The organism is Enterocloster sp. OA13, from assembly GCF_022440595.1.
In the GTDB taxonomy this organism is placed as follows: domain Bacteria; phylum Bacillota; class Clostridia; order Lachnospirales; family Lachnospiraceae; genus Enterocloster; species Enterocloster hominis.
The window spans coordinates 4,918,029-4,937,872 of the sequence record NZ_JAKNTF010000001.1 but is presented as its reverse complement, the minus strand read 5'-3'; the positions used below and the strand labels follow the sequence as shown (position 1 = coordinate 4,937,872).

The 19,844-nt window shown below is 47.2% G+C and carries 19 protein-coding genes; 11 read left to right on the top strand and 8 right to left on the bottom strand.

Going from position 1 to position 19,844, the window contains the following annotated elements:
- Position 1: 1 nt before the first annotated feature.
- A complete protein-coding gene (locus MCJ35_RS21830) occupies positions 2-1,315 on the bottom strand; it encodes a GntP family permease (protein ID WP_025485305.1) in 1,314 nt (437 codons plus the stop codon).
- A gap of 142 nt (positions 1,316-1,457) precedes the next feature.
- On the opposite strand from MCJ35_RS21830, the gene MCJ35_RS21825 reads away from it, so the two are divergent.
- From MCJ35_RS21825 to MCJ35_RS21785, 9 genes are all read left to right on the top strand, one after another.
- Positions 1,458-2,396, top strand: coding sequence for a LysR family transcriptional regulator (locus tag MCJ35_RS21825; RefSeq protein WP_025485306.1), 939 nt, complete (start codon positions 1,458-1,460; stop codon positions 2,394-2,396).
- Between the two features lie 603 nt (positions 2,397-2,999).
- Positions 3,000-4,277, top strand: a complete 1,278-nt coding sequence (locus MCJ35_RS21820; protein WP_008720173.1) for a PTS sugar transporter subunit IIC — start codon at positions 3,000-3,002, stop codon at positions 4,275-4,277.
- Between the two features lie 27 nt (positions 4,278-4,304).
- Complete coding sequence (locus tag MCJ35_RS21815) at positions 4,305-4,640, top strand: PTS sugar transporter subunit IIB (protein ID WP_025485307.1); 336 nt, start codon at positions 4,305-4,307, stop codon at positions 4,638-4,640.
- An 18-nt stretch (positions 4,641-4,658) separates the two neighbouring features.
- Positions 4,659-4,997, top strand: a complete 339-nt coding sequence (locus tag MCJ35_RS21810) for a PTS sugar transporter subunit IIA (RefSeq protein ID WP_025485308.1) — start codon at positions 4,659-4,661, stop codon at positions 4,995-4,997.
- Positions 4,994-6,010, top strand: coding sequence for an SIS domain-containing protein (locus tag MCJ35_RS21805; protein WP_025485309.1), 1,017 nt, complete (start codon positions 4,994-4,996; stop codon positions 6,008-6,010). The genes MCJ35_RS21810 and MCJ35_RS21805 overlap by 4 nt, the downstream gene beginning before the upstream one ends.
- Before the next feature lie 16 nt (positions 6,011-6,026).
- On the top strand, positions 6,027-6,758 hold the full coding sequence (locus MCJ35_RS21800; RefSeq protein ID WP_025485310.1) for an amidohydrolase family protein: 732 nt from the start codon (positions 6,027-6,029) through the stop codon (positions 6,756-6,758).
- Entirely contained in the window at positions 6,759-7,478 is a 720-nt protein-coding gene (locus tag MCJ35_RS21795) for an amidohydrolase family protein (protein ID WP_008720163.1), read from the top strand. It begins immediately after the preceding gene.
- A gap of 13 nt (positions 7,479-7,491) precedes the next feature.
- Complete coding sequence (locus tag MCJ35_RS21790) at positions 7,492-8,568, top strand: SIS domain-containing protein (RefSeq protein ID WP_025485311.1); 1,077 nt, start codon at positions 7,492-7,494, stop codon at positions 8,566-8,568.
- Positions 8,569-8,630: 62 nt separating this feature from the next.
- The gene (locus MCJ35_RS21785) at positions 8,631-9,398 is read left to right on the top strand and encodes a DeoR/GlpR family DNA-binding transcription regulator (RefSeq protein WP_008720159.1); all 768 of its coding nucleotides are present in this window, start codon (positions 8,631-8,633) and stop codon (positions 9,396-9,398) included.
- A 67-nt stretch (positions 9,399-9,465) separates the two neighbouring features.
- Here MCJ35_RS21785 and MCJ35_RS21780 read toward each other — a convergent pair whose 3' ends face one another.
- The 6 genes from MCJ35_RS21780 to MCJ35_RS21755 form a co-directional block, all read right to left on the bottom strand.
- On the bottom strand, positions 9,466-10,869 hold the full coding sequence (locus MCJ35_RS21780) for an ATP-binding protein (protein ID WP_488473305.1): 1,404 nt from the start codon (positions 10,867-10,869) through the stop codon (positions 9,466-9,468).
- 206 nt (positions 10,870-11,075) lie between these two features.
- Positions 11,076-11,216 carry a hypothetical protein gene (locus tag MCJ35_RS21775; protein ID WP_008720156.1) on the bottom strand — a complete coding sequence of 47 codons (141 nt, stop codon included), beginning with the start codon at positions 11,214-11,216 and terminating at the stop codon, positions 11,076-11,078.
- A complete protein-coding gene (locus MCJ35_RS21770; RefSeq protein ID WP_025485313.1) occupies positions 11,198-12,529 on the bottom strand; it encodes a 6-phospho-alpha-glucosidase in 1,332 nt (443 codons plus the stop codon). The genes MCJ35_RS21775 and MCJ35_RS21770 overlap by 19 nt, the downstream gene beginning before the upstream one ends.
- A 66-nt stretch (positions 12,530-12,595) precedes the next feature.
- On the bottom strand, positions 12,596-14,200 hold the full coding sequence (locus MCJ35_RS21765) for a PTS transporter subunit EIIC (protein WP_025485315.1): 1,605 nt from the start codon (positions 14,198-14,200) through the stop codon (positions 12,596-12,598).
- 372 nt (positions 14,201-14,572) lie between these two features.
- Positions 14,573-15,316 (bottom strand): MurR/RpiR family transcriptional regulator, encoded by a 744-nt coding sequence (locus MCJ35_RS21760; protein ID WP_025485316.1) that lies wholly within the window; start codon positions 15,314-15,316, stop codon positions 14,573-14,575.
- A 187-nt stretch (positions 15,317-15,503) separates the two neighbouring features.
- On the bottom strand, positions 15,504-16,286 hold the full coding sequence (locus MCJ35_RS21755) for a nitroreductase family protein (protein ID WP_025485317.1): 783 nt from the start codon (positions 16,284-16,286) through the stop codon (positions 15,504-15,506).
- Positions 16,287-16,447: 161 nt separating this feature from the next.
- Between MCJ35_RS21755 and MCJ35_RS21750 the strand changes: the two genes are divergently transcribed.
- Both MCJ35_RS21750 and MCJ35_RS21745 read left to right on the top strand, forming a co-directional pair.
- Positions 16,448-18,097 carry a hypothetical protein gene (locus MCJ35_RS21750; RefSeq protein WP_155858459.1) on the top strand — a complete coding sequence of 550 codons (1,650 nt, stop codon included), beginning with the start codon at positions 16,448-16,450 and terminating at the stop codon, positions 18,095-18,097.
- Between the two features lie 88 nt (positions 18,098-18,185).
- A complete protein-coding gene (locus MCJ35_RS21745) occupies positions 18,186-18,548 on the top strand; it encodes a hypothetical protein (RefSeq protein ID WP_025485319.1) in 363 nt (120 codons plus the stop codon).
- 117 nt (positions 18,549-18,665) lie between these two features.
- Here MCJ35_RS21745 and MCJ35_RS21740 read toward each other — a convergent pair whose 3' ends face one another.
- Positions 18,666-19,766 (bottom strand): LysR family transcriptional regulator, encoded by a 1,101-nt coding sequence (locus MCJ35_RS21740; protein WP_025485320.1) that lies wholly within the window; start codon positions 19,764-19,766, stop codon positions 18,666-18,668.
- Positions 19,767-19,844: the final 78 nt, after the last annotated feature.

Here is a 19,844-nt window from a genome sequence, read left to right as displayed (position 1 = left end):
TCTAAATGATTCCCATAGTACCGATCACGCAGGCCAGGATGGCACAGCAGAACGGCATGATTGCACAGGTGATGAATACATGCTTATATGTATCCTTCTGGGAAGTTTTTGCAATCTGGTTACAGACCACCATGCCGGAGGCATGGGGCATGGCGTCAAAGCCCGAGGATGCAATACACACCACCCGGTGCAGCATGGCCGTGTTCAGCCCGGTAGAGGCCAGATATCCTCCCATGCTGGACAGGAAGATATTTAATCCGCCTGCGGATGAACCGGTGATGGCGGCAATCACGTTAATCGAAATAAGTGCGGTTGCCAGCGGCCCTATGTTCATGTTGACCAGGGCATCCGTAACAATCCCGTAAGCAGGGGATGCGGAAACCACGCTGCCAAAGCCCATGATGGAGGATGTTGCAATCAGCGCCCCCAGGCCGCTTGCCGCGCCGTCATTGACAGCAGACCGGATGTCCAGTTTATCATGGAACAGGATACATCCAATCAGGATGGCCAGGGTCATGGCGCAGGCCACGGCGTAGGTGGAGGGCATGGCGGTCAGCTTCTGGAATCCGAACATGGCTGCAAGAAGCACTGCGATGGGGACATAACACTGCCATACTTCCGGCGTTTTTCCCAGTTCCACTGCCTGCAGGTCCATGATATTTTCCTCAGGACTTGCCACGAAGTGTTCCCCGTTTGCCCTGGCTGCCTTAATCTGCCAGTTCAGATACAGGTAGGCTGCAAGGAACATCAGCACGGAACAGATGATACCGATCCTGGCCCCTGCGTAAGCCGTTGTATTGAAATACGTAGTGGGCAGCAGGTTCTGGGTGGAAGGGGAACCCGGAAGCATGGCCATACATACGGTTACCGGACATACCATGATGGTTGCAACAATCAGTTTCTTTGGAATATCCGCTTTCTGGAATAATGCAACTGCAATGGGGTAAACGGAAAACGCAATGATGAATGTACCGATACCGCCATAGGATAATACCAGCCCGGTAATCATGACCACCAATACAACGGACTTTTCCCCCAGGAGCTTTAAAAGGCTGTTGGCAATGCCCACGGAAGCCCCGCTCTCCCCCATTATTTTACCAAAAATTGAGCCAAGCATAAACAACAAAAACCAACTGCCTGCAAAACCGCTCATTCCTGTCATGAAATTATCCGTTATAGCGGAAACAGGATTCATGCCATTAAATACAATTACAATGAATGCGCCGATCAAAGATACGATGGCCATATGCCAGTTTTTCCAAATCAGGAAAATAACAGCCACCACAGCACAGATTAACCCCACAATACCTACCATAATATACTCCTTTTCATTTTATTTGTACATTTTCATGAATTTGTACTGACTTTTAAATGTGATTTTATTATAATAGCAATATAGTAAGAAGTGAACTTAAGAATAATAATATCGGTTATAAGTAAAAGTATGAGGAGGAACCATGGAACTAAGGCAGTTGGAATACATCATAGCCATTGCTGACCAAGGAAATATTTCCAAAGCAGCCGAAGCCCTTTTCATCACGCAGTCCGGGCTGAACCAGCAGTTAATCAAACTGGAGCAGGAGCTGGGAATCCAGCTGTTTTACAGGGATAAGCATCATCTGCAGATGACGGCGGCGGGGAAAGTGTATGTGGAGAATGCAAGGGAGATCATTAACATTAAAAAGAATACCTATAATATTCTTTCAGACATGAAGAATAATACGGTGGGGGAAATCACCCTGGGGCTGACCCTTGAACACGGTATTGACCTGTTTACATTTGTGTTCCCTAAATTTAACCGGCGTTTTCCAGGCATTAATTTCCACCTGCAGGAGCGGTATGTGGCACAGCAGCACAGTCTTATCGGGGCCGGACAGCTGGATTTTGGCCTGGTCATGCTGGGAGAACAGGATAAGGTAAACCTGGAATATATTCCATTGTATGAGGAAGAGATGCTGTTAGGCGTACCACTGGGACATCCATTTGCGGATTTGGGAGCGGCTCCCGACAGCACCCTTCCTTTTATAGATTTAAAACGTTTCAGTAATGATACATTTGCGCTGATGTTTCCCAATTCCACCATGCGCGGTATCATAGACCCTGCCTTTGAAGCAGCCGGATTTAAGCCAAAAATCTTAATAGAAACAGGCATGAACCATGCCCTGATTAAACTGGCGACCACCGGCCTGTGCTGCACGATACTTCCACATTCCAGGGCGCTTTGCAGTCCTGACAGGAAGGATCTGGCCTGGTTCAGGCTCTCACCGCCCCTTAGCTGGACGACCTATATCGCATACCGCAAAAATACACATTTAAGCGAAGCATCACGATATTTCATACAGCTTGCCAGGGAATATGGGGAGGAGCTGACACAGGATATGAGGAAAGGGTTATAGGCCGGACTTATGGAGGCGGGCCTTATCATATCTGCCATATTGTATGGCAGGAAGAATGTAAGTGAAGAGTGTAAATGGGCATGGTACCGGATGAGGGGGGTACCATAAAGAGTAATAGCTGTGGTCTGTGATAGGGCAGACCATGGCTATTATTTTTATGAAAGGAATCAGACCGAGGTCTGGAGCCGTGGTGAAAGGAATCAGGCCCCGGGATGGGACCGTGGTGAAGGGAATCAGGCCTTGGGTGGAACCGCAGTGTGCCGGACAAATCTGTGGTTCGAAACGAACAAAAACAAACAACAAGTATTGAAGATATGTGCATATTGCACATAATAAAATGTGAAAATAGATGAAAATAAAAATATTTCACCAAAACATTGACTTGGAATAGGCATTGGTATAGAATGAATATACAATAAACGAACGAAATAGAACTAATAAAAGATTATAATGAACAATAACGAACAAAAATTTAAAAGGAGGGGAATGGAAGGGGTCGAAAAATAGTATCAAGGAATCACAGGTAAGGCAGAAGCGTGTAGTGGTTACAGCACAGGACGCAAGGCTGATTGCGTGAAGTGCACGTTGAGAGGAGGAAAAGAGATGGCAGAGAGAAAGGTGAGCAGGTTTGAGAGCAATATGGAAAGCTTTGGTGCATGGATTGAAAAATATGTAGCGCCGCCTCTTGTGAAATTTGGGAATCAGAGACATATGGCGGCAATCAGGACTGCATATATCAGGATTATTCCATTTATAATCGTGGGTTCGGTGCCTCTGATTCTCACGAACCTGCCGATTCCCTCACTGGCTAATTTATTCGCGCCTTATGCGGATAAGCTGAATGTACTTTATTCCATGACATTTAATTTTATCGGATTATGGCTTGCAATCAGCCTTGGGGCTGAGATGGCGAAGATGTATGGACTGGATCAGAACATAGGAAGCATTGTCACGGTGGCCTGTTCCCTGATTGTGGTATCGCCCATCGACTTGTCGGGGAATACCCTGGACTGTACCGGCCTTTCGGTCAAGGGGATGTTTTCTATTATTATCGTGAGTGTGATTGTAGCGGAATTCATGAAGTTCGCCCATGATAAGAACCTGACAATCCGCATGCCAAAAGGGGTGCCGGCCAATATTGCCACAAGTTTTGGCGCCTTGGTCCCCATGTCAATCCTTGCTACTTTTTTCTGGGCCGTACGTGTGATAATTGGATTTGATTTAACACAGTTCCTGAATATCATCATCAGCCCTCTCCTGGTCCTTCAGGATACATGGTTTGGCGTATTGGTGTGCGTACTGCTGCTTCAGCTTTTATGGTTTGTGGGAATACATGGCGGTTCGTTTACCGTGTGGGGTGTGTGCTATCCGCTTTTAATAACCAATATTGCTGAAAATACAGCGGCGTCCATCCTTGGACAGCCATTGCCCCATGTGTTTACGGAGCCTTTTGTATATACATGGATTATGATTGGCGGTGTGGGAAGCACCCTTCCATTATGCCTGATATGGTGGAAATCCAAATCAGCCACATTGCGGGAGGTAGCCCATCTGGCGCTGCCCTGCGGGATTTTCAATATCAATGAACCCATTATATTTGGGGCGCCTATTGCATTTAACCCAATTATGTTTGTACCGTTCATGCTGTCCGGGATTGTAGGATCCATGTTTGCTTACTTCCTTACAAGGGCCAGCGTAATTACCGCCGCCTATGTTCCGACACCGTGGACAACGCCGCTTCTGATTAATCCATACCTGTCCTCCGGAGGGGATGTGCGCTGTGTGATTGCCCAGGTGGCATTGCTGGTTGTGCTGTTTATCATATATTACCCATTTGCAAAGATATGGGAAGCAAGGATGATTGAAGAAGAAAACGCGTAAGCAACATACTGGAAGGAGTGTAGTGATATGGAAGGAAAGATAAGGATAATGGTCCTGTGTGCATCAGGTATGTCAAGCGGTCTGGTGGTGGACAGCATAATTGAACATGCCCCGGAATATGGCGTGGAGGTGGATGTCCACTGTTCACCAAGCCTGCGCTACAGGGAACTGGATTATAATGGGCTGGATATCATCCTGATTGCCCCGCAGGTAAAAAGTTCTACCGGGGATATCATGGAATATGTAAAGGGTCTTGGACTGGATATCCCATATATGAATATACAGATGAGGGAATACGGTCTGGTAAAGGGCGGCGCAATCCTGAAACAGGCCCTGGAAGTCCTGAATCAGAATAAAAAGTAACAGGGGAGGTTGATTCAGATGGCGCTTACAATGGATGAAGTGGCAGCCAATTGCATGGAAATGATTGGTTATACAGGGGAGGGCAGATCCCTGGTGTATGAAGCGGTAGGCCTGATGGTGGAGGATGACTACCAGGCGGCGATGAAGAAGATAGAAGAGGCAGAGGATAACCTGGCAAAGGCGCATGAAATCCAGTTCCTGAAGCTGATGAGCATGCAGGCCAGGGGCGACGAGATACCCTGCAGCATGCTGCTGCTTCACGCCATGGATATACTCATGACCAGTACTGCGGAAAAGGATATGGTTAAGGCAATCGTCAAAGCAAAAATTAAAAAGGCAGGAGGAGTCAGGACATGAATGGATTTGTGGAAGAAGTCCGTACCCAGGGAATCTTATTAAAACGGTATTTAAAGGAATACTGGCCCGTGGACCGGGAGATTGTGGAGCGGATAGCCGTATGTTTTAAGGAGAAAGCCATGAACCGCGTAATCCTTACCGGTATGGGAAGCTCGCTTTATGCGGCCCGTTGTGTGCAGAGTTATCTGACAGGACACGGCATTCCGGCCCTGGCATTCAGTTCATTTGAACTTTCGCGGTTCCAGTTCAATCAGATTGACAGCCGCTGCCTTGTCATTGCCATCTCACAGTCCGGTAAAAGCCCGGAGGTAGTTGAACTGGCGGACAAGGCCAGGAAGGTTACGGTTGTGGTTGGCATCCATAATTATGAGGAAAGCCCGTTGGGGGCCGTGTGTGATTTCATGCTTCAGATTCACGGTGATAAGGAATACTCGGTGACGAATAAGACATATGAGCTGACCATGCTGATCCTGAACCTGATTGCCCACCGCCTTACAGGCGGCCTGGATGAAGGCTTTATGCAAGAGTGCCGGTGTGCTGCGGATTGGGCGTGCTCATGGCTGGAAGATTGGGAGGAAAACAGCAGACCGATGTTTGAATTTGCAAAGGATGCGCTGCTGTATGATTTATTGGCGAATGACGCCTCGCTGGCAACGGCACAACAATTGTCACTGGCATACAGGGAAGGGCTTCATAACTGCACGGCTGTATGGGAGTGCGCGGACTATGCCCATGGACAGTATCACAGTTCCAAGCTGGGCAGGCAATATCTGGCGCAGATGTTTTTTCCTGTATTTGAGGATGGGACCAAGGAAATGAAGATGAAGGACTATATACTGGAACATGGGGGCAGGGTGATCCTTTATACCTGTTCTGATATCAGGCCCCAGGAAAACCTGCTGGTGGTACGGCTGCCGCAGGTACGCCCATCCCTGATGCCGCTGGTTGAAAGCATTGCGGCAGAAACGTTTCTTGGAATGCTGTACGGTCCTGACTGGATAAAGGACCATTGACAGGAAGGAGGATTGTATGATTATTGATGTTTCCAATACATTAGGGCGCCACCGGTTTAAGCCGGAAATCAAGGCAGGGGATCTGTTGAAGGAGATGGACAGGAACCATATTGATATGGCGGTCATCCACAGCTATGCAGAAAGCATGGATAACAGGTCTGTATACCAGGCTATGAAAGATCATCCCAAACGCTTTATCGGACTTTATACAGTAAACCCGTGGTATGAGGACAGTCCGGCTCAATTCGAGAAGGCATTGACAGAAGATGGATTTAAAGGGCTTTACATGGATCCTGTCCGCCATGGATACATGCTTTGCGAAAGGGAGGTATTTTATCCTCTGCTGGATCTGTGCAGGAAATATCAGGTCCCGGTATGGTGTTATGGAGCTGCTGAGGTATTTTCCAACCCTGTGTTTTTTGAAAAGATAGCCGGGGACTATCCGGATGTCAATATTATCATGGGACGCATGGGGCTGCAGTATGATAATGCCAGTGCGGTGGCAGTGGGAAAGCGGCATAAGAATGTTTATCTTGAAACATCCTCCAGTATGGACTTTAATACATTGCGGGCCATGAAGACGGCGGGGATAGATCAGGTGTTACTGGGGACCGGGACGCCGGATGCCGGTTACTATGAACTGGAACTGGTTAAGGTGAGGAAGGCTGCGGCGGGTTTCCCCGAAGGCGAGGAAAAGGTGCTCTGGAAAAACGCGGCCAGGATATTCCGTCTTGAGGAGGGATGTTAAATGATTATTGATATGCTTGCGCACATTGGTGTGAAAAAGGGAGAGGATTACCATGTGGAATCCCTGATTGAGATCATGGATCAGTCCGGCGTGGATAAATGTATGATATGCTCCCAGCTGGAAACCGTCAACAACGAATACATATATGAGTCCGTGCAGAAATTCCCGGATAGGACATTTGGGTTTGCAGTGGTAAATCCATGGGACATCAACGGTGAGGAGCAGCTGGAGAAATGTTTCCGGGATTATCATTTTTATGGACTTAAAATGAACGCAATCCGCTTCGGGTATTCTGCGGACCGTTACAGCCTTCTGGCCCCTTATTTCGAATTATGCAGGGCATATGGAAAATGTGTTGTGGTCCACGGACAGTCGGATATGTTTTCCATTCCGGATAAGTGGGCGCAGATGGCCAGAAGCTTTCCGGATGTACCGGTGGTATTATACCATATGGGGGTTCCGCTGATGTATGAAAGGGCCATGGAGCTGGCAAAAGAAATCCCTAACTTCTATCTGAGCACAGCAGGCGCATATGTTCCTGTCATACAGATGGCGTATGAGAAGGTTGGTCCGGAGAAGATACTCTTTTCATCAGACGCCCCATTCTGTGACCAGATACAGGAAATGGACAAAATCCGTTATGTAACAAGGAATGAGGAACATCTGGAACTGATGCTGGGGAAAAATTCAGCCAGGATCATGAATATGGATGATAAATAGGGCGAGGTGGCATATGAAGGGAACAAGCGTCATGTGGGACTATATCAGGGAGGAACAGGAAGCGCTGGGGCGGATGCTTGACGATGAAGCGCTGTTTGAGACTGCCGGATCTGTCCCGGAATTGGAAGCTGTCTATATTGTAGCCCATGGCAGTTCCTACAATGCATCGGTCGTAATGTCGGATTTCCTGTCACGATATATGCGCGTCCGGGTATATGGGTATACGCCTGCAAATTTCATGCATAACTGCAGCTCCATAAAATGCGAGGACCGGAAACGTTGTATGGTCGTGGCAATCAGCCAGACGGGGACCAGCAGAGGACTTCTGGAGGCGGCAGGGCTGGCAAAGGATATGGGATTTGCAGTGATGGGCGTCACACAGGTAAAGGATTCCCCGTTGACCCATCTGGCAGGCCGATGCCTTTACCTGGGATGTGGGGATGAAGAAAGTAATGCAAAAACAAAAGGCTACAGCAGTACCCTTCTGGCCCTGATGATATTTGGGTTACAATACGGCCTTTCCCATGGAAAGCTGGAACAGGAAATGTATCAGGCTGTGCTACAGGAACTGAAACAATGTGTCAGCCGGCTGGATACCGCTATGGACCAGGTGGCGGACTGGTGTAAAAAGAGCGGCTTTGGATGCCGGATGGAAAACCTGTACGTACTGGGGGCAGGGATGAATTATGGTACTGCTATGGAAGGACAGCTGAAATTGATGGAGACCATGTGCATTCCCACCATGTTTAATGATATTGAGGAATTTTCCCATGGGATGCACCGTTCCATTAATGAAACCTCCAGCGTGATCCTGCTTAACACGGACAACCTGTATACAGAACTTATATCGGCTACATTTTCCTATCTTATGAATATAACGGATAGGGTTTTGATGCTCTATGCGGGAAATGGCAGCGTCTGTGGAGACAAGGTCCTGAAACTGGATTACTATCCTCTCACCCAGTCGGTCCTGGTGCTGACCATGGCCATACAGGTCCTGTCGGTTTATATTCCTGAAGCCGGCGGATATGACCCTAACCGTGAGGCAAATGACGATTATACACAGTATGTGCACACCAGGGTTTCATAAAGAAAGCGGTTGATTAGGACTTTGGCATATGGTATATTGAATGGCAGAGGGGAGGATTCTGGATGATACAGAAGAGACGCCTGGATACGATTATGGGCATATTAAAAGATGAAGGCATGGTGGATGTAAAGACATTGAGCCAGAGGCTTGAGGTCACGGAAAAGACAGTCAGGCTGGATCTTAAAGAACTGGAAAACCAGAATCTTGTGGAACGTGTTCATGGGGGAGCTGTTCTTAAAATCCAGACAATGTCACTGAACAGCAGGAAATCCTCCCGAAGGTTATCCCATCTGGAGCAGAAGCAGAGAATTGCCAGAAGGGCGCTGACGCTTATCAGGGAAGATGATGTGATTCTTTTGGATGATGGCAGCACCACTCAGGAACTGGCAAATCTTCTGGGGGATTTCAGGGTTACGGTCCTGACCAATGACCTGCTTATTGTAAATGAACTTATGTATAAGCCCAACGTCACGCTCTACATCATAGGAGGGCTGGTGCGCCGTGACAGCGATTCCTATATTGTCACAGGCGAGGATGCAATCCAGTTCCTGAAAAAGTATAGGGTAAGTAAGCTGTTTTTGGGGACCAGCACCGTTGATACAAAGGAAGGCCTGATGATTTTTAACTACGGCGATAATTTTACCAAGAGGGCGTTCATTGATGCGGCTGACCAGGTCATATGCCTGGCAGATTCCTCTAAATTTGAAAGGACGGCCTTTACCAAGGTGGCGCAGCTGGATGATGTGGATACCTTTGTTACTGACAGTGGGCTGGACCAGGATGTGATTGAACGGTATGAAGGACTGGGAAAGAAGATTATTGTTGTATAAATGATGAGGGGCGGTATTATAACAAAATGCCCGTTATTAGCTTGATGGCTGATAACGGGCATTAATGTTACGCTTCTGGCTTTATGAATTTATATTTGCCTTTCCCATATCCGCGGACAGTTTTAATCAGTCCTGCATTTTTTAGGTGGTTTAAGAGATTGCCGGCAGCCGTTATGGAAATGTTCATAATCCCCATGATATCATTACGGCCAAATATACCGTCAAACTCCATCTGGCCAAATAGGATTCTAGCTTTTTCTTTTGTGCCTTTTGTGGCATTTAACCCATCAATAGCATTTTGAACTGAAAGGTAATCGGGCGTAATTAACACCTTTTCTCTGTCAACTGCAACCTTTTTGGGGTCAATTAACACCTTTTCAACCGGAACATTGTAATTTAAGTTATAGAGCGTGACAAAAATTTTCTTAAATCCGCTGCCCCGGCGTTCCATAAAGTGCATACGGCTGAAAATATCAGCGATTATGGGATTACGTCGTTTGGATGCTACATTATCGGTATCCAGATTTTGCACAATGGAACCGTCAAACATACCGCCGGGAGAATATATCTCCATACAATCATCAAAAATATCAATGTGAACCTCGCTGCCAATTTCCATATAATCACGGTGAATCAACGCATTAACAAAAACCTCATGTACGGCCTGTTCGGGATATTCCGGCATTTCCACTCTGCCTGTACCTGTCTTTTTCCATCGCTTTTTCGTATTGTTCTTTATAAACTCTGTTCCATTCTGCAAAAGGGACACAAGTGACCCGCTGTATTCCTTATCGTCTAACGCTTCCATTATTCCGGATGCCTTATCCAATCCATACCAGCGTGTGCAGAATAGACGAGAATGCCGCATGGGGGATTCATCAGCTAACAAAACTCCTGCATTTGTTAATTTCCCGCTTTCGTCTGCAAGTTCAAAAGAAATAAAGTCTGAATCTGTCAGCTCTGCCCCTGTTCTCATGCGATAGACGGAACGTAGCTTTGTAAAAGAAAGGTCTTGGAGCATATAAGAGGAAACAACACTGTCGTATGTCATATTCGTACCACGGAGGACAAGACGCTTCAAAGCTGCTGTATCTGCGGGTATGCTCTCATTACCAACACGGACATAGGCAACACGGTTTCCATCTGCAGCATAGTAATACGGCGTTTCCTGACCGGGCAGGATTTTTAAGGTGATAAAGTCTTTTCCGTCCTCAGTGTGATTTTCCATAATTACTTGCGGAACCGGATCCATTTTAGTCTTGATGATTTCGCTGATTTTCTCGGATACTGTCTGTGAATCTGCAAGACCAACGAGCATTCCATCATCGGACACACCGAAAATCAATGTTCCACCAATGCCATTTGCAAAGGCGCTTACGCTTTTCAGCCAGCTTCGGGGCTTGCGTTCTTCCAACATTTCCTTCTTGTCATATTCGGTAGCTTCGCCAATAAAATCGGTTACTTTCATCATCTAACACCTCATTTCTAATCAGCATCGGGGTCATTTCCTTTTCTCTGTTCTTGTAAACATTGTGTGTCAATTATGACAAAGGGCAGAGGAGTCTGCCCTTGGATTGTGGTTGCCATCCACAGGAAATCCTTCTGCCAGTATTATTGATAATAGTAAGTATAGCAGAAAGGCACAAAAAAAGCGAATCCTGATAGGATCAGGATTCGTCATTTTAAAACAGTAAGCTGGATGTAAATCCCTGTCAGGAACACATTGGCCTCGGCTTTGGCATCCCCCTGCATCCGGCGGAATATATTGATTTTAGAAAGGTTGATTGTCTGTCCCGCGCTTATTTCAACTCCGGCCAATACTCCGTATTCGCCTCAATCATCTCATCCAGTATCTGTTTTGCAACCGCGGCAGAAGGGATGGTCTTGTTCAGGGTAAATGCCATCAGCGCCTTTTCATAGGAGCCTTCCACGGCGGCTTCCACAATCAGCTTTTCGCAGGCTTCCTGCTGTTCTATCATGCCCTTGAAAAAGGTGGGGATTTCGCCAACGCGGGTGGGTTCCGGACCTTCGCTGGTGATGTAGCAGGGGATTTCCACCATGGCGTCATCCGGAAGGTTCTTGATAGCTCCGTTGTTCATGACCATGACAAGGTGGCGTTTCCTCAGGTTAAATGCAAGGCTCATGGCAACCTCCACAATGAATTCGCCGTGTACGCCGGTGAAGAAGGGGGTCATGTCAATCTCTCCGGTTTCCATGTATGTATCCACTGCCTGGAAGATGCGTTTTTCCCTGCCCTCCATGACCTCGTTGGCCCTGGTGTGGTTCTTGTCGGAGTCCTTTACAATCTGGTCACCCAGCAGATAATACTGCATATAGGTATTGGGCAGATAATCCGGGAACATGCGCAGCAGGTTCTTGGCATTGTCGAAGGTGTGCTTCCAGGATGCGTCGTTGTGGCGGACCTCGCTTCGTTCATCCGGCGGCATGTAGCCGTGTTCCTTTACGTATGCCTTTAATTCCTCAGTGCGGTCCGTATCCCCCACACGGATTTTAGTAAACCAGCCAAAATGGTTAAGGCCAAAGTAATCAGGCACGATATCATGGCGGTCGCAGTCAAGGATGTTGGCCATGTTCCTCATGATGGCAACCGGCATATCGCAGATATTCAGGATACGGGCATGGGGGCGCAGCCTGTGCATGGCCTTTGCCACAATGGCGGCCGGGTTGGAGTAGTTGACGATCCAGTAATCCTTGCTGGCATACTGTTCGCAGTAATCAATGATATCCACCATGGGGTAAATGGTGCGCAGTCCATAGGCAAGTCCGCCTGGGCCGCAAGTTTCCTGTCCAACAACATCATATTTTAACGGAATCTTCTCATCCAGTTCCCTCATGTGGTACAGTCCCACGCGCATCTGGGCAAAGATGAAGTCCGCGTCCTCAAATGCTTCCTTTGGGTCAGTGGTCAGGACCAGCTTAAGGTCCGGGTCAAACATTTCGATTACCTTCTGTACCAGGACGCCCACCTTGTCCTGGCGTTCCTTCAGGTTATCATACAGCCTCAGCTCAGAGAGCTTAAAAGAATCCTTTTTATCCAGCAGGCTTTTGACAATTCCCGGGGTATAGGTGCTGCCGCCGCCTACAATGACTAGTTTAAATGTTTTGTTCATGGTGTTTCCTCCTGAATTTTGAGATATGTTTTTATGCCGCTAAATCATTTTTTCCATTTTGTATCGCTACATCTGTTCCAGCGCGTCATCCACCATGGTGCGCATCTTGCTTACACTGAGTCCATATACGACCTGGACCGCATTGCCCTTTTTCATGATTCCGGCAGCGCCTGTGGTTTTCAGGGTGGGTTCATCTATCAGCTGGATATCCTTTACCTCCACCCGGAGCCTGGAGAAGCAGTTTTCCAGGGACAGGATATTGTCTTTGCCGCCCAGTGCGTTGACGATGATGCGGCCTGTTGCAAGGGGGTCTGCCTGGGATGCTGGGCCTGAGGCATTTCCCGACTGCTTTGCCTTCAATTCCTTCTTGACGACAGAGGCGTTGGCTTTCAGGTCAATGGCCTGTTCAGAGTCATCATCCTCACGTCCCGGCGTTTTCAGGTTCAGCTTTTCAATCATGAACTTAAATACCACGAACATGACCACGATTTCCACAAGGCCGATGACAATATACATGGGCCACATGGTCCGGCCCGCGCCTGCCGGAAGGTTCAGCACCAGGAAATCCAGGATGCCGTTGGTGGCGCAGACACGGACGCCCACTATGTAGGTGACCATCTGGAAGAATCCGTCCAGGATGGAATACACAAGCCACAGCACGGGAGCAGCGAAAATGAAGGTGAATTCCAGCGGTTCCGTGATACCTGCAATGACAGCGGTCAGGGTGGACGGGATAAGCTGTGCCTTTAAGTTGGCTTTTTTCACTTTTTTGGCAGTCACATAGAATGCCAGGGCAACACCGATCACACCAAAGGTCTTGACCAGGCCATAGGTCAGGAAACGGCAGGTGTCAGGCATCATGGCGCCGGACTGGTCGCTTAAAAGCGCCAGGAAAATGGGTTTTGCGCCGATGACATTTTCATTGTTGATGATGGACTGGCCGCCCACCGCTGAATACAGGAATGGGGACCAGATTAAATGATGGAGGCCGGTAGGAATCAGGAAACGGTTGAGGAAACCGTATACAAAGACTCCCAGCGCGCCTGCGGTGCTCATGAAGCCGGTAAGGGCGGAAATCCCATTTGCAACTGTTGGCCATACATAGGTCACGCCGATGCTTAAGACAGCGGTTACCGGAATCATCAGGATGAAGACCAGCTTGCTGTTGCCGTAAGGGGCAAAGCCGCCTTTGAATTCTGTGTCGCAGTGTCTGTTATGTACCCAGGCAGTGAGTACGCCGATAATCATGCCCAGGAACACGCCCATGTCCGTCACATGGAAGCCCAGCTGTATGGTCTGGCCTGTTCCATAAAGGTCGCCTGCTGTTGCGCCTTCAATGAGTTTGCCGGAGAGTTCCAGCCATCTGCTGTTGGCGCCTAAGAACAGGATGTAACACATCAGGGCAACGAAGGCAGCATCCGCTTTCTTTTTCTTGGACATGCCCATTGCAATGCCAACGCAGAACAGGATGCTTAAGTTTCCCATGATGGGATTTAACATTCCATTGAAGAATTTGCCGGCCGTCCATATGAAACCGCCGTCCGTGACGATTGCCGTGTTGGTGGCGATTGCGGTTAATGCAATCAGCATTCCCACTACAGGGAGAAACAGGACTGGTCCGATCATGGCTTTGGAGAAGTTCTGCATCCCGCCCACTACTTTGTCTTTCATTGATTTATCCTCCTCAAAACATTGTGTGTTTTCCTGGTAATTACCTTGTGGACATAATTTATCATAATTGCACAGAAAAGGAAATAGATTTCAGGCACTTGTCAACAGGTTGACCAAGATGTAAACAGGTTTACCGGGATGAATGTTTGAAACACGTCCAATGGGGCTTGAAGTGAAAATAAGTGATAGGGGGTGAACGATTTGGGGGTAAGGGAATACAGAATATGGGATAGGGGAACGCAGAATAAGTGATAGGGGAATACAGAATAAATGATAAGGGAACACAGATTAACCGCAAAAGTAACTGCCTGCAGGGATGGGCTGGATTCCCCTGCAGGCAGTTCATGTGATGGAATTTATATCATATGGATGTTATCCGTTTTCCAGCTTCTCCAGCTGTTCCAGTGCCCGGTCCATCAGATACTCGAATACGATGATGACGCGTGCATAAAAGTAGTTGGCCTGGAGGTTCCGGTCATCCAAGGCCTTATCGTCCAGGATTGGTATATTGACCGTGGAAATGCCGGCAATGTGGTTCATCTGTTCTCCCGTGAAGGAGATGATGTCCATCTGGTTTTCATGGGCAGAATCAGCCACCCGTACAATGGTATCGGTCTCGCCGCTTCTGGACACGGCAATCATAAGGGAAGCCCCCAGCTTGTTGCTGTCGTAGACTTCATAGGCATTGGTCTTAATGCACCGGAATCCGGTCACCAGCAGCTTACGTTCGATATATTCGGCCAGCGGAGTGGAGAAGCCGGTGGCGGAGACAAGAATCAGATTCTTTCTGTGAAGCTTAATCTGTTCAATAAAATGTTCCAGACAGCTGCTTGGGATATTGTTCATGAAACTGGTCAGGTCCGAGGTGTGGTTCTGGTCCATCTGACGGTTCTTAATCATGAAATTCAGCCGGTATACCATGTCGATATAGCCGGTATATCCCATTTTCTTGGACAGCTTGATGACCGTGGCGGCAGAGGTATAGTTTAAGTTGGCCACGTCCCGGACAGCCATGTTCATGGACTGCTCATGGTTGTCCAGGATGTAGCGCAGTACCTGCACCTCGGTTTCTGTCAGTTTGTATTTATCGGCTAATTTGTAGATGTCAAATTTCATGGCGTCCCCCCGGAGATGCATGTGGCTGGAAATGGGTGTTGTGTGGCTGGAAGCAGGAATTGTGTGGCTGAAAGCAGGAAGCATGGGCTGGCGTAGGAAGCATGTGGCTGGCTGCAGGAACCATTTGGCTGAATGAAGGAAGCATTTGAATAGAAACTTCTATCCCGAAAACCGAAAGCAGTCTTTTCTAGTGGAAAACCGAATCCGCAGCCCGTCTGGGGGCAGTCCTTTTGTATGTAACATCGGGAAATCCAAACAGGGCGCATGCTTCTAACGGTTTGTCGCCAGCTCCCAGCCATTCCCTGGCTTCGGGAATCATTTCCGCGGCCCTTCGCAGGTAACCGTTGTAAAGAAAGCCAAGGCCCAGGGAGGTTCCGGTCAGCTCCATGTTCTGTGCGGCCAGCCCGGCGTCAATCGTGCTTGGGGCAGCTATGAAGAGGACACATGGGGCGTTGCGGAAGAGGTAATCATCCTGTGGATTGGCCCGATGGGCATTGTAAAAATTCCGGTAGGGTTCTGCCACGCCGGGTTCCGGGCTATTCAGAATCCGTCCGATTCCTTCCCATATCATGGATTTGAACAAATCCAGTTCTTCCTGTACAAAGATAAAACGGCATCCCTGGGTATTTTTGGCAGTGGCGGTATACCGCCCGGCCTGTAACAGCAGTTCCATATAACTGCGGGCTACCGGCATCTGTTTATAGCTGCGTATGCTCCGGCGGAATTTGATTGCCTTTAACAGGCGTCCGGTTTCAAGCGTGGCTTCTTCCGGGGATAATTCTTCCACGTCCTCCATGTCATACTCCGGGATGGAGACTGCACTGACAGGACAGACCGCAACGCAGTGGCCGCAGAGAAGACAGTTCCCGGATGACTGGGCTTTATTATCCTCAATGGACAGGCTGTTAGCGATACAGTCCGCAACGCAGCGGCCGCAGCCGATACAGGCGTCTTTATCAATTATGACCATTTGGCGGATCCTCCTTTGCTTTTGGCGCTGATTATGGTTTACGATTGCCATAATCTGTACTGCTATTATAACCTATATTAAATGTCACGGCAATATCGAGAAGAGGAACGTTTTTACCTGTTTTTACGACCGTGGTATCCTATCATAGGAACCGATGGAAGGTGAAAAGTATATTTTTATCTATGGAAATAGGGTATAATCAGGTTAGGATGGCTTTGCACCTTGATTGGCCCATAAATATTTTATCTGGAGGAGGATGGGATAATATGGAGGAAAAAACGGTTTATTCCGGAGTACTTACTCCGACGCTTAAGCTTTTATATACAAGTGCAAGGGAGATTCAGGATAATAAGGATAGGATATTTAAACTTATTAAACGTTTATCCCAAACACTTAATGATAGCGATAGGGATGTTCTATGTTTGGATTTAAATAAATACTCTACCGATATGAAAGCCCGTTTTTTTGCAAGGTGGATATTAATGATAGAGAGGGAGGAGTTTGCTGGAAAGAATAGGGAGCTTTTGAGCAATATAGAAAAAATGGATTGGTCCATTCATCTGGATGATATATTAGCATATAATTTAAGCTGTGTTTGTAATAAAGATGAAGGGATTCTTCGAAATGAAATCCAGGAGATACGCAATGCAATTGATATTGAAAAGCATCGTTTACGGGACATAATCCGTCATCAGGAAAGGGGGACTAGGGCTGTATATGAAGATTTAAAGAAAGCACTGCCTGAGTATTGTTGGCAAGGAGGATTCCCAGATACGCCATTTGATGAGAGGCTGCTTGCATTTATCCAGTTAGAAGAGATAATGACAGATTTTTTTTGGCAGATAATTGTATATCATATAACAGATAATCAATCCTTATCTATCCAAACGCGATTGGAAAAATTGTCTTTAATTGCCGAGAAAATCAGATTTTATCAGGTACAAAAATCTGAGGATATAGGAAAAGGAGACATTTTTATTGACTTTTCTATTAAGTTAGCGTATCTTAACCGACGTAAGGAATTGATGACTTCCTGTAAAGTATTGAATCTTTTAATGCAGCAGATAGAGGGCGGATATTCAATGGAGGTGCCATCTATTTATAGGTTTGAAAAGAAAATAATTGAAATACCGATATATGGAATGGATTACATAAAGGAATACATTGAATCAAAGGGGGGAATACAAAAAACTTTGTGTGGAAATGACCTAGAAGGTGATGATTTTACCCAGGAGACAGCAGGCAGATGTGTAAAGAAAATTTTGGAGACAAGAAACAGGGGAACCTTTGATATAATTGCAGATATAAGTGATATCCAGCACTATATTTTGGAGCGTGAAGAAAAAGGAAGAAAAAGCGATTTTAGGGAGAACCTGAAAAGATGCTGGAATTATTGTATGATACTAAAAAAGTATGAAGGCAGGATGCTTGAGCCATTTTACCTACAGCATATAAAGAATATATATCGGGAGATATTGGTAGATAAATTAAAATCCCCTAAATTTCCTAAAATACCGCAAAAGACAGCCCGTACTATCATGGAAGAAATTTGCGATGAAATAAAGCTGAAGCCAACAGACAGTGAATTTTTTTTAAATGAAAAGGGTTATTTTGTATTGGAAAAGTTAAACCGGGGATTTTTCCGCGAGAGGGGGATTGGTAAATTATATACGCCAAAGAGCAATGTAGAAAAACTTTATTATGAAAGAATACTGGAAATCTATCAACTGCCATCTTTAGACATGGAAATGAGTGAGTTGAGGAGATTCATCTATCATATGCATGAGGTATGTATGGGGATATTGGAGTAAAATCCAAGAATTCCGTCACCTGATTTTAGTCTTCCGTTCTGGTAATATTGTCTTGTAAACAAAATTATTTATGAGGAGGACAAAGCCGATGAAACTAACAGAAGTACAATTCCAATATTCACCAGGAAGCTATTCTTATAACCAGGGGGTGCGCGGAAGACATAACTATAATCATAAAACAGGAAACAGGAACTATAACGGTTTTGGAGGATACCATGAATTTACAGGTTCAGAACTCAGACTATCTGGTTTCGATGAATCAGGTAAAGTGCGAAATATAGATGTCAAAGAAGAGATACTTGATTTGTTTAGTAGGAAAAGACTGGGCGAGTCCTTTGTAAATAAGTTAAATGCGAGGGTTCCTGATGCAGTCGATATCACTATTAATGAGGATGGTATGGTGAAATTCAGCCGGGATGTAAGGAAAGCATTAAAGGGGAAAAAGAAATAAAGGGAAAGGGCTGCCTTTGATATGGGAAAGACACTGGCAAAATGTCCCTGACAGCGATGGTGCTGCCAAAGACATCTTAATGTATTCCGTATGGTCCTGTGGTATATGACATGTACCTTATTCCATCAGATTTCCCTCCGGGCAGTGCATTTTCAGATAGTCCCTGAGATACCGGGAAAAGATATCCGTGTTTTTGGCTGACAGGCTGGATGGGGACTCATGGGTCAGCATATAGAGGGTGCGCCCTGGCGGGGCAGGCGACAGTGGCAGGATGGTAATGGGATAGTGGGCCTTCAGGCCGTTGGCAGTGGTAGCGGGCATGATGGTCCAGTAGTCCCTGCCCTCCAGAAATCCGGTTAGGATGGAAATGCTGGACGCGGTTACCAGGGGCCTGACCTGGGGATTGATATACCGGTCATGCCATAACCTGAATTCCGGTCCCCAGCCCATATTGCTGTTGAATCTGGAACCTGTCATCAGCTCCTTTTCAGGTGGGAGTGAGGACGGGTGGATGGCTTTATGTACAGGGGCAGACGGGCAGATGGCTTCATGCACAGGGGTAGACGGGCAGATAGCTTCATGCACAGGGGCGGACAGAGGGATGGCTTCATGCACGGAGGCAGAAGGGCAGGTGCTTTCCTGGGCAGGAAAAGATGATGAAACGGACCCGGAACCGCTGACGCAAGCGGCTTTCCACCAGGAATCCTCCCCACTCGGCACTACCAGCACCATCTCATCCTCCATGATGGGAACCACATCCACATGGGGGCAGCTGGTGTGATAGAGTGCAAATCCGACGTCCGCCTGTTTGCTGCTTACCAGGGAGTATATCATATCAGCGGGATAGCATTTAATGTCCAGGGAAAATCCGTGGTCTGTTACCAGTTCTCTGTAAAGAGGGGACAGGTTATAGTCCAGGAAGCTGTCCACGGTTGCGATGGATAGGGTGGGCGTCTCCTGGCTATGGGTAATCTGGTCCGCCTCGTTCCACAATGCCAGCATCTGGGCTGCAACACGGGCAAATTCCTGGCCCTTGGGCGTGGGAAGGGCTGTCTTGACCCCGCGTTTCCGCTCAAACAGCTCAAAGCCAAGTTCATCTTCCATGGCCCGCAGCCTGGATCCGGCCGTGGAAGGGGACAGATAGAGAAGCCCGGCTGCCTTTATTAGATTGTTTTCCTCCAGGATGGTCATGAATAGCTGTAAATCCCCACGGTTCAAGCGTATATCCCCTTTCTGTGCACATCTGCGCTTTATCTGCATATCCTGAATTACTAAAGATTCTGATTCAATAAAGAT